This is a genomic window from Streptomyces sp. HNM0645 (assembly GCF_030056615.1).
GTDB lineage: Bacteria > Actinomycetota > Actinomycetes > Streptomycetales > Streptomycetaceae > Streptomyces > Streptomyces marianii.
The window spans coordinates 20,877-40,471 of record NZ_JASHLT010000053.1; the positions used below are offsets into that span (position 1 = coordinate 20,877).

Annotated in this window: 21 protein-coding genes; 14 read left to right on the forward strand and 7 right to left on the reverse strand. The window is 74.3% G+C overall.

Annotated features, from left to right (window positions below; all coding sequences use genetic code 11):
* Position 1 precedes the first annotated feature (1 nt).
* From priA to hisF, 3 genes are read left to right on the forward strand one after another with little or no spacing between them, the layout of a single operon-like run.
* Complete coding sequence (priA, locus tag QMZ92_RS29650; RefSeq protein WP_138055872.1) at positions 2 to 730, forward strand: bifunctional 1-(5-phosphoribosyl)-5-((5-phosphoribosylamino)methylideneamino)imidazole-4-carboxamide isomerase/phosphoribosylanthranilate isomerase PriA; 729 nt, start codon at positions 2 to 4, stop codon at positions 728 to 730.
* Entirely contained in the window at positions 727 to 1,125 is a 399-nt protein-coding gene (locus tag QMZ92_RS29655) for a RidA family protein (RefSeq protein WP_283300649.1), read from the forward strand. Before priA ends, QMZ92_RS29655 begins: the two co-directional genes overlap by 4 nt.
* The gene (gene hisF, locus QMZ92_RS29660) at positions 1,122 to 1,892 is read left to right on the forward strand and encodes an imidazole glycerol phosphate synthase subunit HisF (RefSeq protein WP_283300650.1); all 771 of its coding nucleotides are present in this window, start codon (positions 1,122 to 1,124) and stop codon (positions 1,890 to 1,892) included. Before QMZ92_RS29655 ends, hisF begins: the two co-directional genes overlap by 4 nt.
* Before the next feature lie 456 nt (positions 1,893 to 2,348).
* Here the strand turns inward: hisF and QMZ92_RS29665 are convergent, their stop codons facing one another.
* Positions 2,349 to 2,981 (reverse strand): TIGR03085 family metal-binding protein, encoded by a 633-nt coding sequence (locus QMZ92_RS29665; protein WP_283300651.1) that lies wholly within the window; start codon positions 2,979 to 2,981, stop codon positions 2,349 to 2,351.
* An 84-nt stretch (positions 2,982 to 3,065) separates the two neighbouring features.
* On the opposite strand from QMZ92_RS29665, the gene hisI reads away from it, so the two are divergent.
* The 11 genes from hisI to lgt all read left to right on the forward strand — a co-directional run bounded on the left by hisI (position 3,066) and on the right by lgt (position 12,075).
* On the forward strand, positions 3,066 to 3,425 hold the full coding sequence (gene hisI / locus QMZ92_RS29670; RefSeq protein ID WP_269730965.1) for a phosphoribosyl-AMP cyclohydrolase: 360 nt from the start codon (positions 3,066 to 3,068) through the stop codon (positions 3,423 to 3,425).
* 11 nt (positions 3,426 to 3,436) lie between these two features.
* A complete protein-coding gene (locus tag QMZ92_RS29675; protein ID WP_283300652.1) occupies positions 3,437 to 4,957 on the forward strand; it encodes an anthranilate synthase component I in 1,521 nt (506 codons plus the stop codon).
* Positions 4,958 to 4,964: 7 nt separating this feature from the next.
* Positions 4,965 to 5,612 (forward strand): TIGR02234 family membrane protein, encoded by a 648-nt coding sequence (locus QMZ92_RS29680; RefSeq protein ID WP_283300653.1) that lies wholly within the window; start codon positions 4,965 to 4,967, stop codon positions 5,610 to 5,612.
* A gap of 116 nt (positions 5,613 to 5,728) precedes the next feature.
* Positions 5,729 to 5,989: an HGxxPAAW family protein gene (locus QMZ92_RS29685; RefSeq protein ID WP_283300654.1), complete on the forward strand. Its 261-nt coding sequence runs from the start codon at positions 5,729 to 5,731 to the stop codon at positions 5,987 to 5,989.
* Positions 5,990 to 6,075: 86 nt separating this feature from the next.
* On the forward strand, positions 6,076 to 6,585 hold the full coding sequence (locus QMZ92_RS29690; RefSeq protein ID WP_283300675.1) for a DUF2752 domain-containing protein: 510 nt from the start codon (positions 6,076 to 6,078) through the stop codon (positions 6,583 to 6,585).
* A gap of 126 nt (positions 6,586 to 6,711) precedes the next feature.
* Positions 6,712 to 7,521 carry an indole-3-glycerol phosphate synthase TrpC gene (trpC, locus tag QMZ92_RS29695; protein ID WP_283300655.1) on the forward strand — a complete coding sequence of 270 codons (810 nt, stop codon included), beginning with the start codon at positions 6,712 to 6,714 and terminating at the stop codon, positions 7,519 to 7,521.
* Between the two features lie 8 nt (positions 7,522 to 7,529).
* Positions 7,530 to 7,748 (forward strand): tryptophan biosynthesis modulator TrpM, encoded by a 219-nt coding sequence (gene trpM / locus QMZ92_RS29700; protein WP_283300677.1) that lies wholly within the window; start codon positions 7,530 to 7,532, stop codon positions 7,746 to 7,748.
* Between the two features lie 69 nt (positions 7,749 to 7,817).
* Positions 7,818 to 9,122: a tryptophan synthase subunit beta gene (gene trpB / locus QMZ92_RS29705; protein ID WP_283300656.1), complete on the forward strand. Its 1,305-nt coding sequence runs from the start codon at positions 7,818 to 7,820 to the stop codon at positions 9,120 to 9,122.
* The gene (gene trpA, locus QMZ92_RS29710) at positions 9,119 to 9,931 is read left to right on the forward strand and encodes a tryptophan synthase subunit alpha (protein ID WP_283300657.1); all 813 of its coding nucleotides are present in this window, start codon (positions 9,119 to 9,121) and stop codon (positions 9,929 to 9,931) included. Before trpB ends, trpA begins: the two co-directional genes overlap by 4 nt.
* Before the next feature lie 112 nt (positions 9,932 to 10,043).
* Positions 10,044 to 10,871: a DsbA family protein gene (locus tag QMZ92_RS29715; RefSeq protein WP_283300658.1), complete on the forward strand. Its 828-nt coding sequence runs from the start codon at positions 10,044 to 10,046 to the stop codon at positions 10,869 to 10,871.
* 280 nt (positions 10,872 to 11,151) lie between these two features.
* Positions 11,152 to 12,075 carry a prolipoprotein diacylglyceryl transferase gene (lgt, locus tag QMZ92_RS29720; protein ID WP_283300659.1) on the forward strand — a complete coding sequence of 308 codons (924 nt, stop codon included), beginning with the start codon at positions 11,152 to 11,154 and terminating at the stop codon, positions 12,073 to 12,075.
* Positions 12,076 to 12,192: 117 nt separating this feature from the next.
* Here the strand turns inward: lgt and QMZ92_RS29725 are convergent, their stop codons facing one another.
* The 6 genes from QMZ92_RS29725 to QMZ92_RS29750 all read right to left on the reverse strand — a co-directional run bounded on the left by QMZ92_RS29725 (position 12,193) and on the right by QMZ92_RS29750 (position 19,455).
* Positions 12,193 to 12,990, reverse strand: a complete 798-nt coding sequence (locus QMZ92_RS29725) for an HpcH/HpaI aldolase/citrate lyase family protein (protein ID WP_283300660.1) — start codon at positions 12,988 to 12,990, stop codon at positions 12,193 to 12,195.
* Complete coding sequence (locus QMZ92_RS29730; protein WP_283300661.1) at positions 12,987 to 14,237, reverse strand: CaiB/BaiF CoA transferase family protein; 1,251 nt, start codon at positions 14,235 to 14,237, stop codon at positions 12,987 to 12,989. Before QMZ92_RS29730 ends, QMZ92_RS29725 begins: the two co-directional genes overlap by 4 nt.
* Positions 14,238 to 14,521: 284 nt before the next feature.
* Entirely contained in the window at positions 14,522 to 15,430 is a 909-nt protein-coding gene (gene rbsK, locus QMZ92_RS29735; protein ID WP_283300662.1) for a ribokinase, read from the reverse strand.
* Entirely contained in the window at positions 15,427 to 16,920 is a 1,494-nt protein-coding gene (locus tag QMZ92_RS29740; protein ID WP_283300663.1) for an ADP-ribosylglycohydrolase family protein, read from the reverse strand. The genes rbsK and QMZ92_RS29740 overlap by 4 nt, the downstream gene beginning before the upstream one ends.
* Entirely contained in the window at positions 16,917 to 18,083 is a 1,167-nt protein-coding gene (locus tag QMZ92_RS29745) for an ADP-ribosylglycohydrolase family protein (protein WP_283300664.1), read from the reverse strand. Before QMZ92_RS29745 ends, QMZ92_RS29740 begins: the two co-directional genes overlap by 4 nt.
* 73 nt (positions 18,084 to 18,156) lie before the next feature.
* Positions 18,157 to 19,455, reverse strand: a complete 1,299-nt coding sequence (locus tag QMZ92_RS29750) for an ADP-ribosylglycohydrolase family protein (protein ID WP_502962168.1) — start codon at positions 19,453 to 19,455, stop codon at positions 18,157 to 18,159.
* Between the last annotated feature and the right edge of the window lie 140 nt (positions 19,456 to 19,595).

The following is a 19,595-nucleotide window of genomic DNA, read 5'->3' on the forward strand; positions in this document are numbered from 1 at the left end:
CATGGCTCAGAAGCTTGAACTCCTCCCCGCCGTCGACGTCCGCGACGGCCAGGCCGTCCGCCTCGTCCACGGCGAGTCCGGCACCGAGACCTCCTACGGATCCCCGCTGGAGGCCGCCCTCACCTGGCAGCGGGCGGGCGCCGAGTGGCTGCACCTGGTCGATCTGGACGCCGCCTTCGGCACCGGTGACAACCGGGAGCTGATCGCCGAGGTGGCCGGCGCCATGGACCTCAAGGTCGAGCTGTCCGGCGGCATCCGCGACGACGCCTCGCTCGCCGCCGCCCTCGCCACCGGCTGCACCCGGGTCAACCTCGGCACCGCCGCGCTGGAGACCCCCGAGTGGGTCGCCAAGGTCATCGCCGAGTACGGCGACAGGATCGCGGTCGGCCTGGACGTACGGGGCACGACCCTGCGCGGCCGCGGCTGGACCCGTGACGGCGGCGACCTCTACGAGACCCTGGCCCGGCTCGACTCCGAGGGCTGCGCCCGGTACGTCGTGACCGACATCGCCAAGGACGGCACGCTCCAGGGTCCCAACCTGGAGCTGCTGCGCAACGTCTGCGCCGCCACCGACAAGCCGGTCGTCGCCTCCGGCGGCGTCTCCTCCCTCGACGACCTGCGCGCACTCGCCGGGCTCGTCCCGATCGGCGTCGAGGGCGCGATCGTCGGCAAGGCGCTGTACGCCGAGGCGTTCACGCTGGAAGAGGCCCTGGAGGCGGTGTCCCGGTGAGCGACGACATCCGACGCGTCGGTTCCGCGGGCCCCTGGGAGGACGCCTTCGGGTACTCCCGCGCGGTCGAGCTGCCGAACGGCCTGGTGCTGGTGTCCGGCTGCACCTCGGTCGTCGACGGCGCGGTCGTCGACGGCGGTCCGTACGACCAGGCCATCAACGCCTTCAACGGGGCGCTGGCCGCGCTGAAGGAGCTGGGTCTGGGCAGTGAGCACGTCGTACGCACCCGGATGTACATCACGCACGCCCGGGACGTCGACGAGGTGGGCCGGGCCCACAAGGAGCTGTTCGGCGGGGTGCGCCCGGCCGCGTCGATGCTCATCGTCTCCGGGTTCGTCGACCCGCGGCTGGTCGTCGAGGTCGAGGTCGAGGCGTACCGCGGGGAGAGCGCATGACCCTCGCCGTCCGAGTCATCCCCTGCCTCGACGTGGACAACGGCCGCGTCGTCAAGGGCGTCAACTTCCAGAACCTGCGCGACGCCGGCGACCCCGTCGAGATGGCCAAGCTGTACGACGCGGAGGGCGCCGACGAGCTCACCTTCCTCGACATCACGGCCTCCTCCGGCGACCGGGAGACCACGTACGACGTCGTGCGACGCACCGCCGAGCAGGTGTTCATCCCGCTCACGGTCGGCGGCGGGGTCCGCTCCGCGGACGACGTCGACAAGCTGCTGCGGGCCGGCGCCGACAAGGTCGGCGTCAACACCGCGGCCATCGCCCGGCCCGAGCTGATCCGTGAGATCGCCGAGCGCTTCGGGCGTCAGGTGCTGGTGCTGTCCGTCGACGCCCGCCGCACCCCGGAGGGCACCGTCACTCCGTCCGGCTACGAGGTCACCACCCACGGCGGACGGCGCGGCACCGGCATCGACGCCGTCGAGTGGGCCCACCGCGCGGCCGAGTTGGGCGCGGGGGAGATCCTGCTCAACTCGATGGACGCGGACGGCACCAAGGACGGCTACGACACCCGGATGATCGAGGCCGTCCGCAAGCACGTCACGGTCCCGGTGATCGCCTCCGGCGGCGCGGGCAAGCTCGGCGACTTCGCCCCCGCCATCGCGGCCGGGGCGGACGCGGTGCTGGCGGCGTCCGTCTTCCACTTCGGTGATCTGCGGATCTCCCAGGTCAAGCAGGCGCTGCGCGAGGCGGGGCACCCCGTCCGCTGACCCATCCCCGTTCCACTCTTCGGGCAGTCCGTCCGAAGGGTGGGCAGCGGTTTGCGGCCCCACCGGGCGTCGTGACGGGGTCGCGCGATGGTGACGCCATGAGGCCGTCCCGTTCGGTGCCGCTGCTTCTCGCGGGGACGCTCGTCGCCGCGAGCCCCGCCACGGCCGCCCCCCGAACGGGCCGCCGGCACCGCGCGGCCCCGCGTCGGCTCGCCGCCGGGGGCGGGGAGGCGCGGGAGGCGCTGACCACGGCCCAGCGGGCCAGGGCCGAGCAGCACCTCGACTCCGTGCTGGTGCGCGTCACCAAGGGCGGCGAGGAGGTCCTCACGGCCGGTCTAGGCGAGCCGATGACGGGCGTACCCACTGAGGGCGCGAGCGGCGACCCGGGACGACGGGCCCCGCGGCCCGATCCGCCCGCGACGGCCCGACGGCCCGCCCCCTCGGCTCGGGCGGGAGTCAGCCCATCCCCAGCTGCGTCCTGCCGACCCGGTCGACCGCCTCCTTGTCGCCCTCGACCTCGACGTGCGCCGCGTCCTGCCGGCCGAAGGCGTACATGGTCAGCTCGCCGGGCTCACCGGTCACCGTCACCACCGGAGCACCGCGGTGCGCCACCGCCGTCTGCCCGTTCGGACGCCGCAGCACCAGCCCCACCGGCGCCTTGCGGCCCAGCAGCCGGGCCGATTTCTCCAGCCGGGACCACAGCGCGTCCGCGAACACCGGGTCCAGCTCCCGCGGCGTCCAGTCGGACTGCGCCCGCCGCACGTCCTCGGCGTGCACATAGAACTCGACCGTGTTCGACGCCTCGTCCACCGGCTTGATCGCGAACGGCGACATCCTCGGTGGGCCGGTGCGGATCAGCCGGATCAGCTCCTCGAACGGCCTCGCCGCGTACTCGGCCTGCACCCGGTCCAGCCTGCTCCTCAGGGGGCCCAGCACGATCCCGGCGGCTTCCGGCCGCCGCTCGCGCACCACGACGTGCGCCGCGAGGTCCCGGGTTTTCCATCCCTCGCACAGCGTCGGGGCGTCCGGGCCCGCCGCCTCCAGCAGATCGGCGAGCAGAAGTCGTTCGCGCTTCGCATGGGTCGACATGGCCGCCAGCCTACGACCGGCGTGCCACGTCCGCCCAGTGGACGCACGCCCGTCACGCCCCCGCGGGCGCGGCACAATGGCGGCATGACCAGCACCCCCAGCGCACTCGACCCCGCCATCGCCGCCCGCCTCAAGCGCAGCGCCGACGGCCTGGTCCCGGCCATCGCCCAGCAGTACGACACCGGTGAGGTGCTGATGCTCGGCTGGATGGACGACGAGGCACTGCACCGCACCCTCACCACGGGGCGTGCCACCTACTGGTCCCGCAGCCGCCGGGAGTACTGGGTCAAGGGCGACACCTCCGGCCACGTCCAGCACGTGAAGGCCGTCGCCCTCGACTGCGACGCCGACACCGTCCTCGTGAAGGTCGACCAGATCGGGGCCGCCTGTCACACCGGCGACCGCACCTGCTTCGACGCCGACGTGCTCGCCCTGGGCCAGTAGGGTCGTACGTCATGGATCTCGAGACGTTCCGCAAGCTGGCGGCCGACCGCCGCGTCATCCCCGTGAGCCGGCGCCTCCTCGCGGACGGCGACACCCCGGTCGGCCTCTACCGCAAGCTCGCCGGCGAGCGTCCCGGCACCTTCCTCCTCGAGTCGGCCGAGGGGGGGCGCTCCTGGTCCCGGTACTCCTTCGTCGGCGTACGGTCCGCCTCGACCCTCACCGTCCGCGACGGCCGGGCGCACTGGCTCGGCACCCCGCCCGTGGGCGTCCCCACGGACGGAGACCCGCTGAAGGCCCTCCGGGCGACCGTCGAGACCCTCCACACCCCCCGGCAGGACCTCGACGAGGGCATGCCGCCCTTCACCGGCGGAATGGTCGGCTACCTCGGCTACGACATCGTCCGCCGGCTGGAGCGGATCGGTGAGCACGGCCGGGACGACCTGCGGCTCCCCGAGCTGACCATGCTGCTCACCTCCGACCTCGCCGTGCTCGACCACTGGGACGGCTCCGTGCTGCTGATCGCCAACGCGATCAACCACAACGACCTCGACACCGGCGTCGACGAGGCGTACGCGGACGCCGTCGCCCGGCTCGACGCCATGGAGGCCGACCTGGCCCGGCCCGTCGAGAGCCGGCCGCGCGCCCTCCCCGCCTCCGAACTGCCCCCGTACACCGGACCCATGTGGAGCGGTGAGGACTTCCGGGCCGCCGTCGAGGACGTCAAGGAGCGCATCCGCGCGGGCGAAGCCTTCCAGGTCGTGCCGTCGCAGCGGTTCGAGACCCCCTGCGAGGCGAGCGCCCTCGACGTCTACCGGGTGCTCCGGGCGACCAACCCCAGCCCGTACATGTACCTGCTGCGCTTCCCCCACGAGGACGGCGGGTTCGACGTCGTCGGCTCCAGCCCGGAGGCGCTGGTCAAGGTCGAGGACGGGCGCGCCATGGTGCACCCCATCGCCGGCACCCGCCCGCGCGGCGCGACCCCGCAGGAGGACCAGGCGCTCGCCGACGAACTGCTCGCCGACCCCAAGGAGCGCGCCGAGCACCTCATGCTCGTCGACCTCGGCCGCAACGACCTGGGCCGGGTCTGCGAGCCGGGCTCCGTCGAGGTCGTCGACTTCATGTCGATCGAGCGGTACTCGCACGTCATGCACATCGTCTCGACGGTGACGGGCCGGGTCGCCGAGGGCCGCACCGCCTTCGACGTGCTCACCGCCTGCTTCCCCGCGGGCACGCTCTCCGGCGCCCCCAAGCCCCGTGCGATGCAGATCATCGAGGAACTGGAGCCGTCGCGGCGCGGTCTGTACGGCGGCGCCGTCGGCTATCTCGACTTCGCCGGCGACTCCGACACGGCGATCGCCATCCGTACCGCGCTGCTCCGCGACGGCACCGCCCATGTGCAGGCCGGGGCAGGCATCGTCGCGGACTCGGACCCGGTCGCCGAGGACACCGAGTGCCGCAACAAGGCGGCCGCGGTGCTGCGGGCCGTGCACACCGCGAACCGGCTGAACGGCGGCGGGACGCGTAAGGGATAGTGGGGACGTGACTGCTGTACCCGTACCCCATTCCAGCGGAGAGACCGAGCGGCCGGCCGGGGCCGCCGCGAGCGGCCGGCGCAGCCTCGCGGCGGCTCTCTTCCTCGGCGCCGTCGGCGCCGCCGTGGTGCTGCTCGCCTCCGGGCAGACATGGGCCGAGGGCACGGCCGACGTCGGAGCCGGCAGCGTGCCGCTCGAGGCCGACGGCCGTGACGTCACCGGGCTGCCCGCGGCGCTCGCCGTCGTCGGCCTCGCCGCACTCGTCGCGGTCTTCGCGGTCCGCAGGGCGGGCCGTGTGATCGTGTCCGCCCTGCTCGCGCTGAGCGGGGCCGGGGCCGCGGCCGCCGCCTTCCTCGGCGCCTCCGACAGGGCGGCGCTCGACGAGAAGGCCCGGCAGACCACCGGCGACACGGCCGCGGCCATCGACGGCCTCGCCCACACGGCCTGGCCGTACGTCACCGCCTTCGCCGGCCTGCTGATCCTGGCCGCCGGACTGCTCGCCCTGCGGTACGCCTCCTCGTGGCCCGCCATGTCGGGGCGCTACGAGCGGGAGGGCGGCGCCCCGCGCGGGGCCCGCCCGGCCGCCGACCCGGACCGGCCCGAGGAGCTGTGGAAGGCCCTCGACCGAGGTGAGGATCCCACCGGCGACCGGTGAGACGTTCCCTCCGCGATCAGTGACGACCCCCACGTCCCGACAGCCCCACCGGTACGGGACAATGGGGCACAGAGCATCCGACCCAGCCCCAGCGCAACACCAACGAGGAGCACTTCATGGCGGGCAGCAGCCACGGACACACCCCGGCCGCCTGGACCGGTGTCACCATCTCCTTCATCGGCTTCAGCATCGCGGGAGTCTTCATGGTGGCCGCAAACCCGCTCGGGTTCTGGGCCGGCATGGGCGTCGTCGTCCTCGGCGGTGTCGTCGGCGCGGCGATGAAGGCCGCCGGCCTCGGGCAGAAGGAGGCGGCCGTGCCCGTCCCCGCCCGCACCCCGGCCGCGCAGCCGGTGGCGGCCGAGGCGACCGCCTCCTGACCGCGGAGATCCCCGCCGGAGGCGCGGCCCGGCGAGCCCGGGCTGCGCCTCTGCGCACGACCGGGGACAATCACGGGGTGGATGCCATGCCTGCCGCCACCCCCGTACCGGGACCGTCCCCCGCCGCCGCGCGGGGACCCGAACCCGCACCCGGGCCCTGGCAACACCAGGGTCCGCCGCCGGCGCCCCCCGCGCCGCCGCCCCTGCACCGCCGCCTCGCGGCGCCGTTGGCCACGATGGCCGTCGTCGCCGGGGCCTTCGCCTACGTGGGCGCCGTCGACCCGAACGAGCCGGGCCACTACCCGGTCTGCCCGCTGCTGCGGTTCACCGGGATCTACTGCCCGGGCTGCGGCGGGCTGCGCAGTGCGCACGCCTTCGTCCACGGCGACCTGGACACGGCCTTCGGCGCCAACGCCATCGCCGTCGCCGGATACCTGGTCTTCGCCGTGCTCTGGGCCGTGTGGCTCGTCCGCGCGGTCAGGGCGAAACCGATACGAATCGCTCTGGGACCCGTCTGGTGGTGGGGTCTCGGCGCGCTCCTGGCCGTTTTCACGGTTGTCCGGAACCTGCCGTTCGGCTCGGGGCTCATCCCCTGATCCGTGAAGAAATCCCAGGTAGTGGGACGGGCTGTCAACCGGATGCGGAGCCATTGCCTTCATCCGGATACCATCGGGATTGCCGACAGTGATCCATCATCAACATCCCGGAAGGGGGCCGCTCGCGTGAGTGTGCTCGACGAGATCATCGAAGGCGTGCGCGCCGACCTCGCAGAGCGGCAGGCGCGGGTCAGCCTCGACGAGCTCAAGGAGCGTGCCGCCAAGGCGCCCCAGGCCAAGGACGGCGTAGCCGCGCTGCGCGGCGACGCCGTGAAGGTCATCTGCGAGGTGAAGCGCTCCAGCCCCTCCAAGGGCGCGCTCGCCGCGATCGCGGACCCCGCCGGCCTGGCCGCCGACTACGAGGCGGGCGGCGCGGCCGTCATCTCCGTCCTGACCGAGCAGCGGCGCTTCGGCGGCTCGCTCGAGGACCTGGAAGCCGTGCGGGCCCGGGTGGACATCCCCGTGCTCCGCAAGGACTTCATCGTCACGTCCTACCAACTGTGGGAGGCCCGTGCGTACGGCGCCGACCTGGCCCTGCTGATCGTCGCCGCCCTCGATCAGGAGGCCCTCGTCTCCCTGATCGAGCGCGCCGAGTCGATCGGACTCACGCCGCTCGTCGAGGTCCACGACGAGGACGAGGTCGAGCGGGCCGTGGACGCCGGAGCCAAGATCATCGGCGTCAACGCGCGAGACCTCAGGACCCTCAAGGTCGACCGTTCCACCTTCGAGCGGGTCGTCCCCGAGATCCCCGCGGGAATCGTCAAGGTCGCCGAGTCCGGCATCCGCGGCCCGCACGACCTGATCGCGTACGCCAACGCCGGCGCCGACGCGGTGCTGGTCGGGGAGTCGCTGGTCACCGGTCGGGACCCGAAGGCCGCCGTGGCCGATCTGGTCGCAGCCGGCGCCCACCCGGCCCTGCGGCAGGGGAGGGACTGACCCACCCCGTGACCGCCGTCGTCCGCCGCGCGCACGCCGCCACCGGGCCGGGCCTTCCCCGGCCGGGCCGGGCGGCCGTGGGCGCCTGCGTACCGCACGCCCCGCTGGCGCGCGGCTGCCGTCCTCGCGGCTGCCGCGCCCCGGCCCGGCGGGTGCACGGACGACGGGTCAGGTACGTCATCGGGGACGAGCCCGGCCAGGTCAACGGCATGCGATGGCGCCGCTGAGCGAGACGCTCAGCACCGCACGTCATCACTCGTTTCTCTTCGGCTCACACGCACACGAGGAGTTCTGGCATGCCCAGTCAATACTTCGTTCCCGACCCCGAGGGCCAGGTGCCGAACGCCGCCGGCTACTTCGGCGACTTCGGCGGCAAGTTCATTCCCGAGGCGCTCGTCGCCGCGGTCGACGAGGTGGCCGTCGAGTACGACAAGGCCAAGTCCGACCCGGCCTTCGCCGCCGAACTCGACGACCTGCTCGTTCACTACACGGGCCGGCCCAGCGCCCTGACCGAGGTGCCCCGCTTCGCCGAGCACGCGGGCGGCGCGCGGGTCTTCCTCAAGCGGGAGGACCTCAACCACACCGGTTCGCACAAGATCAACAACGTGCTGGGGCAGGCGCTGCTGACCCGGCGCATGGGCAAGACCCGTGTCATCGCCGAGACCGGCGCCGGCCAGCACGGTGTGGCCACCGCCACCGCGTGCGCTCTCTTCGGCCTCGACTGCACGATCTACATGGGCGAGATCGACACCGAGCGCCAGGCGCTGAACGTCGCCCGCATGCGCATGCTCGGCGCCGAGGTCGTGCCGGTGAAGTCCGGCAGCCGCACCCTGAAGGACGCCATCAACGAGGCGTTCCGCGACTGGGTTGCCAACGTCGACCACACGCACTACCTGTTCGGCACGGTCGCGGGCCCGCACCCGTTCCCGGCGATGGTCCGCGACTTCCACCGGGTGATCGGCGTCGAGGCCCGGCGCCAGATCCTGGAGCGCGCCGGCCGCCTCCCGGACGCCGCCGTGGCCTGTGTCGGCGGCGGCTCCAACGCCATCGGCCTCTTCCACGCCTTCATCCCGGACGAGGGTGTGCGCCTGGTGGGCTGCGAGCCCGCGGGCCACGGAGTCGAGACCGGCGAGCACGCGGCCACCCTGACCGCGGGCGAACCCGGCATCCTGCACGGCTCCCGCAGCTACGTCCTCCAGGACGACGAGGGCCAGATCACCGAGCCGTACTCGATCTCGGCCGGTCTGGACTACCCGGGCATCGGCCCGGAGCACTCGTACCTCAAGGACACCGGACGCGGCGAGTACCGGGCCGTGACCGACGCCGCCGCCATGCGGGCGCTGCGGCTGCTGTCCCGCACGGAGGGCATCATCCCGGCCATCGAGTCCGCACACGCGCTGGCCGGCGCCCTCGAACTCGGCCGGGAACTCGGCGAGGACGGACTGATCCTGGTCAATCTGTCCGGCCGGGGCGACAAGGACATGGACACCGCCGCCCGCTACTTCGGGCTGTACGACGCGGACGGCGGCGCCGGCACGGACGCCGTCGTCGAGGCGGACGCTGCCGGCGAGGTCGCGGAGATCGAGGGGGACGCCAAGTGACCGGGAACATCCGACTGCTGAGCGACACGCTCGCGAGGGCGAAGTCCGAGGACCGGGCCGCCCTCGTCGCCTACCTTCCGGCCGGCTTCCCCACGGTGGACGGCGGCATCGAGGCGATCAAGGCCGTCTTCGACGGCGGCGCCGACGTCGTGGAGGTGGGCCTGCCGCACAGCGACCCGGTGCTCGACGGACCGGTCATCCAGACCGCCGACGACATCGCCCTGCGCGGCGGCGTCCGGATCGCCGACGTGATGCGCACGGTCCGCGAGGCCCACACGGCCACGGGCAAGCCGGTGCTCGTGATGACGTACTGGAACCCGATCGACCGGTACGGCGTCGAGCGCTTCACCGCCGAGCTCGCCGAGGCGGGCGGCGCGGGCTGCATCCTGCCGGACCTGCCCGTCCAGGAGTCCGAGGTGTGGCGCGAGCACGCCGACAAGCACGGGCTCGCCACGGTGTTCGTCGTCGCGCCCAGCAGCAGGGACGAACGGCTCGCCGAGATCACGGCCGCGGGCTCGGGCTTCGTCTACGCCGCCTCGCTGATGGGGGTCACCGGTACCCGTGAGTCCGTCGGCGCCCAGGCCCAGGACCTGGTGGGACGCACCCGCGCCAGCACGGAGATGCCCGTGTGCGTCGGGCTGGGCGTCTCCAACGCCGAGCAGGCCGCCGAGGTCGCGGGCTTCGCCGACGGGGTGATCGTCGGTTCGGCCTTCGTCAAGCGGCTGCTCGACGCCGAGCACCACGAGGCCGGGATCGCCGCGGTGCGGGCGCTGGCGGCCGAGCTCGCCGAGGGCGTCCGCAAGCGCTGACGGCGGATCCGTCCGGTCGCGGACGAGTGATCTGATCGGACCGGCTCACCCGTCCGGGTGGACATGGGACCGGGGAGGCGCATGGGCGCCTCCCCGGTTCGTTGCTGTGGGCGTGAGCGAGAACAACCAAGACGGAAGGCGGGCCGCGCGCGAGCGGCTCATGCGCGATCGCGAGCTGCAGAAGGCCCGCGAGAAGCGACGGCGCCTGTTGATCGTGTCCGCCGCCGTGGTCGGCGTCCTTGGCCTGGCCGCGGTCGTCGGCGTGATCGCGGCGGGCGGCGGGGGCAAGGACGAGGGCTCCGCCGCGGACGGCCCGGTGGTCGCCCCGAGCGGCGCCCAGGGCGAGGACGCGCTCGCCCTCCCGGCGGGCGCCGACGACGCGCCGTCCACGCTCACGGTCTGGGAGGACTTCCGCTGCCCGGCCTGCGCCCAGTTCGAGAACGTGATGAGGGACACCATCCACGACCTGACCGCCTCGGGGCAGCTCAGGGTGGAGTACCACCTCGCGACGATCATCGACGGGGGCATGGGCGGCGACGGATCGCACCGCTCGGCCAACGCCGCCGCGTGCGCGCAGGACGCCGGGAAGTTCGTGGAGTACCACGACGTGCTGTACCAGAACCAGCCGCCGGAGACCGATGACGCCTTCGCGGACAACAAGCGGCTGATCGAGCTGGCGGGCAAGGTGCCGGGGCTCGTCACCCCCGCGTTCACGGAGTGCGTGGAGTCGGGCAGGCACGACGGCTGGGTGGACAAGTCCGGTCAGGCGTTCCAGGAGAAGAACTTCCGGGGCACCCCGACGGTGCTGCTCAACGGCGAGTCCGTGTTCCCGCAGAAGGGAAACGAGCAGCTCAGCCCCGAGAACCTGCGGAAGTGGGTCACCGAGGCAAACGAGGGCAAGAAGCCCGGCTCCGCGCCGCCGAGCCCCGCGGCCTCCTGACGGGCCGGCGCTCCCGGTGGGCGTTTCGCGGCCCGGCCGGGGACGCCCACCCGCGTGGTCCGCCGGGCCGCGCGTCGGCGTGCTCGTGCGCCCGCCCGCGTGTCCGCGCGTCCGGGCATCCACGTGCTCGTGCGCCCACGTGTCCGTGTGGCCGCGTGTCCTCGTGGGCGTACCGCACGGGGCGGGGGCGGAGGCCGCGCCGCGCCACAGGGCTCGTTATGCAGACGTTGCGCGGTCGCTTGCCGTGCCCGGGGTCCGGCAAGGTAGCGTCGGACCTGCCATGGACCTTGCCTACATTCCCAGCCCGTCCACGGGTGTCGTCCACCTCGGACCGCTTCCGCTGCGCGGCTATGCCTTCTGCATCATCATCGGTGTCTTCGTGGCCGTCTGGTACGGCAACAAGCGCTGGATCGCCCGCGGCGGCAAAGCCGGCACGGTGGCCGACATCGCCGTGTGGGCCGTCCCCTTCGGCCTCGTCGGCGGCCGTCTGTACCACGTGATCACCGACTACCAGCTGTACTTCAGCGAGGGTGAGAACTGGGTCGACGCGTTCAAGATCTGGGAGGGCGGCCTCGGCATCTGGGGCGCCATCGCGTTCGGCGCGGTCGGCGCGTGGATCGGCTGCCGCCGCCGGGGCATCCCGCTGCCCGCGTACGCCGACGCCATCGCACCGGGCATCGCGTTCGCCCAGGCGATCGGCCGCTGGGGCAACTGGTTCAACCAGGAGCTGTACGGAAAGCCGACCGATCTTCCGTGGGCGCTCGAGATCAGCGAGGGCGTGAACCGGGAGGCCGGCCTCTACCACCCCACGTTCCTCTACGAGTCGCTGTGGTGCGTCGGCGTGGCGCTGTTGGTGATCTGGGCGGACCGCCGCTTCAGGCTCGGCCACGGGCGCGCCTTCGCGCTGTACGTCGCGGCGTACTGCGCCGGCCGGGCGTGGATCGAGTACATGCGCGTCGACGAGGCGCACCACGTCCTCGGCCTCCGGCTCAACGTCTGGACCGCGATCCTGGTCTTCGTCCTGGCCGTGGTCTACATCGTGCTCTCCGCCCGGCTCCGCCCGGGCCGCGAGGAGATCGTCGAGCCCTCGGCGGTGCAGCAGGACAAGGCGGGCTCCGCTTCCGGTGCCTCCGCTTCCGGGGCCGTGCCGCCGGCCGAGGACGAAGGCGACCCGGCGGACTCGGGGTCCGCGAACCGAAGCTGACCGGACCGGGCCCGAGTCCCGGGCACACACCGCGTTCCCGCAGGGCCGCCCCGCCGTCACCGGCCGGGCGGCCCTGCGGCGTTCGCGGGAGGATCCGTCTCCCGGCCGCCCGTGCGTTCAGGCGCTGTCGCGGCCGGCGAGGGAGAGGGTGCGGTGGGCGGCGGCGACGACCGCCGCGTCCACGAAGCGGCCGTCGGGGAGGGCCAGGGCGCCCGCGTCCGTCGTCGCCGCCTTGACGATCTCCTCGGCCGCCTCGACCTCCTCGGGGCCGGGCAGATAGGCGCGCTCGATCACCGGGAGCTGCCGGGGGTGGATGGCGGCCCGGCCCAGGAAGCCCAGGGAACGGCCGTGGGCGCAGGAGGCCGCCAGTCCGTCCAGGTCGCGGATGTCGGGGAACACCGACTGCGTCGGCGGCGGCAGCCCCGCCGCGCGGGCGGCGACGACGACGCGGCTGCGCGGCCAGTCCAGCCCGGTGTCGTTCCGCACGCCGAGGTCCGCCCGGAGATCCGCCTCGCCGAGCGCGATGCCGCGCACCGCTGGGTCGGCGGTCGCGATGGCGTAGGCGTGCTCCACGCCGCCGGCCGACTCCAGCAGCGCGTAGAGCCCTTTCCCCGGGGCCAGCTTCGCCGGGGCCCGGATGCCGGCGGCGTGTGTCACCTTGGGGATCCGCAGCGCCGCCAGGCCCGGCAGAGGGGCCAGCGGGGCGATGTCGCGTTCAGCGTGGATGCGGACGTGGACCGGCACGGGCTGGGGGGAGGAGAGCAGTTCGACGGTGGCCGCGAGCGCGTAGGCCTTGCGGTGCGGCGCGACCGCGTCCTCAAGGTCGACGATCACGATATCGGCGCCCGTGGAGAGCGCCTTCTGCACCACCTCGGGGCGGTCTCCGGGGACGTACAACCAGGTCAGCGGGGTCATAGCACGCCTTCGCTGCGCAGCGCGGCGATCCGGCCGGGGGTGAGCCCGAGTTCGCCCAGGACGGTGTCGGTGTCCGCGCCGTGCGGCCGGCCGGCCCAGCGGATGCCACCGGGGGTCTCGGAGAGGCGGAAGAGGATGTTCTGCATGCGGATCGGGCCGAGTTCCGGATCGGGGACCTCGGTGACGCTGTCCAGCGCCCGGTACTGGGGGTCGTCCATGACGTCCCGTACGTCGTAGACGGGGGCGACCGCGGCCTCGGCCTTGTCGAAGGCGGCGATGACCTCGTCCCGGGTGTGGCGGGCGATCCAGGTGCCCACGGCCTCGTCGAGCACCTCGGCGTGCTCGGCCCGCCCGCTGCCCGAGGAGAACCACGGCTCCGAGACCAGCTCCGGACGGCCGACGAGCCGCATCACGCGCTCGGCCACGGACTGCGCGGAGGTGGAGACGGCGAGCCAGGAGCCGTCGGCCGCCCGGTAGGTGTTGCGCGGGGCGTTGTTGCGGGACCGGTTGCCGGTGCGCGGCTGGACGTAGCCGAGTTGGTCGTACCAGATGGGCTGCGGCCCGAGCACGGTGAGGATGGGCTCGATGATGGCCATGTCGACGACCTGGCCGCGGCCGGTGGAGGCGCGCGCGGTGAGTGCGGTCATGACGGCGTAGGAGGTGGCGAGGGCCGCGATGGAGTCGGCGAGACCGAAGGGCGGCAGCGTGGGCGGGCCGTCCGGCTCCCCGGTGATCGCGGCGAACCCGCTCATGGCCTCGGCGAGGGTGCCGAAACCGGGCCGGTGGCAGTACGGGCCGAACTGGCCGAAGCCCGTGACCCTGGCCAGCACCACCCGGGGGCTGGCGGCGCTGAGTTCCTCCCAGCCGAGCCGCCACCGTTCCAGCGTGCCGGGGCGGAAGTTCTCGATGACGACGTCCGCGGTGGAGGCGAGCCTCAGGAAGGTCTCCCGCCCGCCGTGCGTGGACAGGTCGAGCGTGATGGTCCGCTTGTTGCGGCCGAGTAGCTTCCACCACAGCCCGACGCCGTCCTTGCCGGGGCCATGGCCCCGTGACGGGTCGGGTTTGCGAGGGTGCTCGACCTTGATCACATCGGCGCCGAAGTCACCGAGCATCGTCGCGGCGAGCGGCCCGGCGAAGAGGGTGGCGAGATCGAGGACGCGCAGCCCGGCGAGCGGCCCGTCCGTGGCGGGCGCCCCGGCCGGGGCGGACTGTCGGGCGGCGAAACCGTCGGCGTCGGGGTCGTGCATGGGGGCTCCTTGCGAGTCTCCTGCGGGTGTGTGTGAGTGCGGCGACGGGGGCGTCGGGAACGGCCGTCGGGGCGTGTGCGGGTGCGGTGCGTGGGGGCGGACGGGCTGCACGGGGTCGGGCCGGAGTGCGGGCTCCGTGGCGTGCGGCGGGCCGCGACCGTCCGCAGAGGTCTGCGTCCGGGCGGCTGTCGGGGGCGGGGCCCGCAGTGCCGTCCGGGGCGACAGCCCGTCGCGGGGCCGGGCCGCGCGTCCGCGGCGGACCTCCGCGGACGGACCACGCCGGCTCAGCCGCCCGTGGCGCCCTCCAGCCGGCCGGCGTCGATCTCGGGGCGGTACGGCATGGAGGTCGAGGCGCCGGGGCGCTGGACGGACAGCGCGGCCGCGGTGGACGCCCAGGCCATCGCCTCGGCCGTCGGCCGGCCCTCGACCAGGGCCACGGTGAGGGCGCCGACGAAGGTGTCCCCCGCGGCGGTCGTGTCGACGGCACGCACCCGGGGTGCCGGGACCGTGACGATCCCGGTGCCACGGGCGGCGTGGAGGCTGCCCGCCGAGCCGAGGGTGATCACCACCTCCGGCACCTCCCGGAGCAGCGCCTCCGCCGCCGTCGGCGGGTCGGCGATTCCGGTGAGCAGGGCGGCCTCGTGCTCGTTGGGCACCAGCAGGTCGATGACCGCGAGCAGCTCGGGTGGAAGGGACCGGGCGGGGGCGGGGGTGAGGACGGTCCGTACCCCGTGCCGGCGGGCGGCCTCGGCACCGGCGATCACTCCGGCGAGGGGCAGTTCGAGCTGGAGCAGCAGCGCGTCCGCGGCTCCGATGAGGGTCTCGTCGCCGGGTGTGAGGTGGTCCACGGTCGCGTTGGCGCCCGGGATGACGACGATCGCGTTGCCGCCCTCGTCGTCCACCACGATGTGCGCGGTTCCGGACGGCCCCTCCGCGGTGCGGAGCAGATCGGTGTCGACCGCGGAGTGTTCGAGCGTCTCCCGCAGCACGACGCCGTAGTCGTCCGTGCCGACGGCGCCGATCATCGCCACGTCGCCGCCGGCCCGGGCGGCGGCGACGGCCTGGTTGGCGCCCTTGCCACCGGGAACGGTGCGGAACTCCCGGCCCGTCACGGTCTCCCCGCGCAGCGGAGCCTTCGGGACGTAGACGACGAGGTCCATGTTGGTGCTGCCGAGCACGACGATGCCGGTCATGGGTGCGGGTCCTCCCGGAGAGTGATGCGGTCGCACGTGAGGCGGGCGAGCGAGTCGAAGCCGATGCCGTCGAATCCTCCGACGGTAGTGGCGAGGCGGTTCTTGAGTGGGGCGGTCCAGCGCTCGGGCAGCCGGTCGGGGTGCCCGGCGAGCAGCCCGGCCAGCGAACCGGCCGTGGCGCCGTTGGAGTCCGTGTCCCAGCCGCCCGACACGGCACGGCAGACGGAACCGGTGAAGTCGCCGTCGGCATGGGTGAGCGCGGCGGCGAGCAGCGCGGCGTTGGGGACGACGTGCACCCAGTGGTAGGTGCCGTGCGCGGCGTGCAGCCGGTCCACGACCGTGTCGAAGTCCCCGTGCGCGGCGGCGGTGGCGATCGCGTGCCGCACGGCCCGCGCGAGCCGCGAACGGGGCGGGACGACACGGAGCCCCTCGCGCAGGCACCTGTGCACGTCGGCTCCGCCGCCGGCCGCGACGGCGAGCACGGCCGCGATGAACATGGCCCCGTACACGCCGTTCGCGGTGTGGGTGAGCACCGCGTCGCGGTGGGCCTGTTCGGCCGCGGCGGCCGGGTCGCCCGGGTGGGTCCAGCCGTGGACATCGGCGCGGATCGCCGCGCCGATCCACTCCCGGAAGGGGTTGTGCCGGGTCGCGGTCTCCGGCGGTTCCACGCCGTGGAGGAGATTGCGGTACGCGACCCGCTCGGCGGTGAAGGTACGGCCTGCGGGGAGTTCGTCCAGCCAGAGCCGGGCCACGTCGGCGGTGCCGAAGTCCTGTCCGTACCGCTGGAGGAGGAGCAGGTTCAGCAGCGGGTAGTCGAGGTCGTCGTCCTCGGGCATGCCGTCGATGTTCTCGGCGAGCGAGGTGGGGGCGGAGCGGCGGTTCCAGGGGTGGGCGGCCAGCAGTCCGGGGGGCACGCCCTCGGCGGTGAACCAGGTCGACAGCGGCCAGTTGCCGGCGGCGCGGGCGAGTGCGCGGATGGCGTGCAGGGGGAGCTTCTCCACGGGCTTGCCGAGCAGACAGCCGGCCGCCCGGCCGAGCCAGGCGGCGTGCAGCCGCCGCTCCAGCGGCCCGCGCGGACCGCCGGCGGGCGGGCCTTCCGGCAGGTCGTCCGTCCCGTGCCGTGGCGGCCGGTCCGGCCTGCCGGAGGACGTGTGCGCGGGCAGGGCGTCCGTCCCGGCCCACGCCCCCACCGGCGAACGGGACGCGGGCCAGTCGGGGCACGCGGCCCGGATGGCCGGCAGGCTCGTCGGCTCGCGGTCGGCGAACGGAGCGGGGAGCGCGTCCAGTTCGTCCAGCAGCCGGGTCGCCAGCGTCCGCAGCCGTGGGTCGGCGGACCGGGGCGAGGCACCCGCGGCCGGGGGCGCCGGGGTACCGCCCGCGGTACGCCAGCGGAGTGCGGCCGCAGAGGCGTCGCGGCCGTCCTCGGCGGCCTGCCGGAGCTCGTGGCCTACCAGGTCCTCGGGCTGGACCCAGGAGAGCCGGAGGTTCACCGGGCGTCCGTCAGCCGGGCGAAGGCGGCCTCGTGCGCCCGGTGCCGCCGGGTGTCACGGGCGAAGACCTCGTGGGCGACCTCCGTGAGCGCGCGGGCCGGGGCGTGCAGATCCAGACGGCTGGCCTCGGAGACGGCCTTGACCCATTCGGCCGGGACCGGCTCCTCGCCGTACAGCGCGCCCGCGATCGCGCCGGACATCGTGGCGATCGAGTCGCAGTCCCGGCCGTAGTTCACGGAGCCCAGCACGGTCCTGCGGTAGTCGCCGTCGCCGATGAGCAGCATGCCCAGCGCGATGGGGAGTTCCTCGACGGAGTGCAGCCGGGAGGGGCGGCGGGCGGCGAGGGAGGGGGAGCGGTAGTCGGGACCGACCGTGTCGAAGGGGGCGACCGCCTCGCGGAGCGGACGGAGCGCGGGCTCGAAGTCGCTGTACCGGCAGGCGACTTCGGCCACCGCCTCGATCGCGGAGCGGGTGCCGTCCTTGGCGAGGGACAGAGAGGTCTCGATGACGGTCTCCGGGCCGGCGCCGGGCGTGCAGGCCGCGGCGACGGCGGCCGCGAGGACGCCGGCGGCCTCGCGCCCGTAGGAGGACTGGTGGGCGCCAGCCACGTCCAGGGCCTCCGCGTAGGCTGCGGCCGGGTCCGCGGCGTTGACCAGGCCGATGGGGGCCATGTACATGGCCGCACCGCAGTTGACGATGTTTCCGGCCCCGGCCTCGCGCGGGTCGACATGGCCGTAGTGCAGCCGCGCCGCGAGCCACTTCTCGGCGAGGAACACCCGCTGCAGGGGGAGGGCCTCGGCTTCCAGCTCGGGAATCCAGCGGGGGGTGGAGAGGAGGTCCGGTACGAGGTGGTCGGCGACGGCGTACGCGTCGAGGTGGTCCCGGACGGTGGCGTAGACGCGGACCAGGGCGTGCGTCATCAGGGTGTCGTCGGTGACGTGCCCGTCGCCCTTGTGGTACGGCGCGATGGGGCGGGCGGTGCGCCAGTCGTCGCCGTGCCAGGGGCCCACGATGCCCTGGACGCGGCCGCCGTGGCGTTCCACGATCTGCTCCGGCGTGTAGCCCTCGACCGGCCCGCCGAGCGCGTCGCCCACCGCCGCGCCGACGAGGGAGCCCGTGATGCGGTCGTCGAGCGCGGCTACCGGGTGCGCTGAGAGTGTCATGTCGGAATTGTCCACCCGGGGTGGGTGCGGGTGGGGCAGGCCGCGTCGGGGATTCGCGCACGGGACAGGCGAGTTACGGGCCCGTGGTCCGGTCGGCGCCGTGCAGGGGCGCGGCCCCGGCCGACGACGGGAGGGGCGCCGCGCCCGGCGGTGCGGTGGGCGGCGCGTCCGGCGGGCGGACCCCACGGGCGAGCCGTCCCGCGAGTTCGACGAGGTCCGTACCGGCGAGACGGGGGAGGACGCAGCCGGCCAGGGTACGGCAGGCGTCCCGCCACGCCGCCGGCACCGCCGCGCCGCCGGCGAGGGCCCCGGACAGCGCGCCGGCCAGGGCGGGCGCCGAGTCGGCCACGCGTGACAGGCACGCGGCGGCCGGCAGGGCCCCTCCCATCCCGCCGCGCGCCGCCGTCACCAGGGCGAGGGCGACGGGCACGGTCTCGGCGGCGGCGATGCCGTAGCTGTAGACGTGGTCGACGATCTGGTGTTCCAGCAGGGGCACGAGGGAGAAGGCGTCCTCGGCGTCGCGGGCGAGCGCGAGGGCGTGCCGGGCGTTGCGGCCGATCTCGGTGGCCTCGGGGAGTTCGGCGAGGGCGGCGCCGACGGCCGCGTCCACCCGTGCGCCGCCGAGCGCCGCGGCGACGGCGGCCGCCATGGCGCGGGCGCCGTGCACCCCGTCGCCGTCCTGGGTGTAGCGGGCGTCGAACTCGGCGAGGTCGGCGGCGTTCCGCGGTTCGCCGGGGTGGACGACGGCGAGTACGGCGGCCCGGACGCAGGCGGCGTCGTCGAAGTAGTGCGGGTTGTCGTGGCCCGTGGCGGGCGGGCGCAGCCCGGTCGCGAGATTGCCGAGTCCCGCGCGCACGGAGATCCGGGCACGGAGGGGCGGCACGGCCGCCTCGACCTCGGGGGCGCGGGCCTCGGCCGCGGCGATCTTTCCGGCCAGGGAGTTCCAGGCGGCATCGACGGCAGCGCGCATACGGCGGCAGGGATCGAGTCCGTCGAAGCGCTCACCGGCGGAGGCGAGGACGGTCTCAGCGGTGAAGGCAGCCCACTCGGCGTCGTCGGACGGGCCCAGGCGCAGTGGTTCCGGGGGCTGGTTCAGGGCGATGGGGACCGGGAGCGTGGTCGTGGCGTTCTGTTCGGCGAACGTGTCCAGCTCACGGGTGAGACGCCGGGTCCACTCCGGCATCCGCGCGGCCCGGTGCCGGGCGGCGGGCCACCCGGCGGCGTCACCGGCGGCGAGGCCCAGCAGCAGCCCCTCGATCCGTGCGCGGTACGCGTCATGGGCGGGGGAAGCGGTGCGCCCCCGGGAGCCGGGGGCCTCGCCGGGGCGGACCGCGGTCCGGTGCGGCCAGGAGGAGTAGCCCCAGCCCGACACGGAACCGCCGGTACCGGTCCCGGCGCCGTGGGTGTCCTGTGGCCGGGCCCGCCCGGCGGCCGTGCCGCCGTCCGCCGCCGTGCCGCGCGACCGGTTGCCCGGCGCCGTGTGCCGCCGCAGCGGGTCCGCCCCGTGCCCCG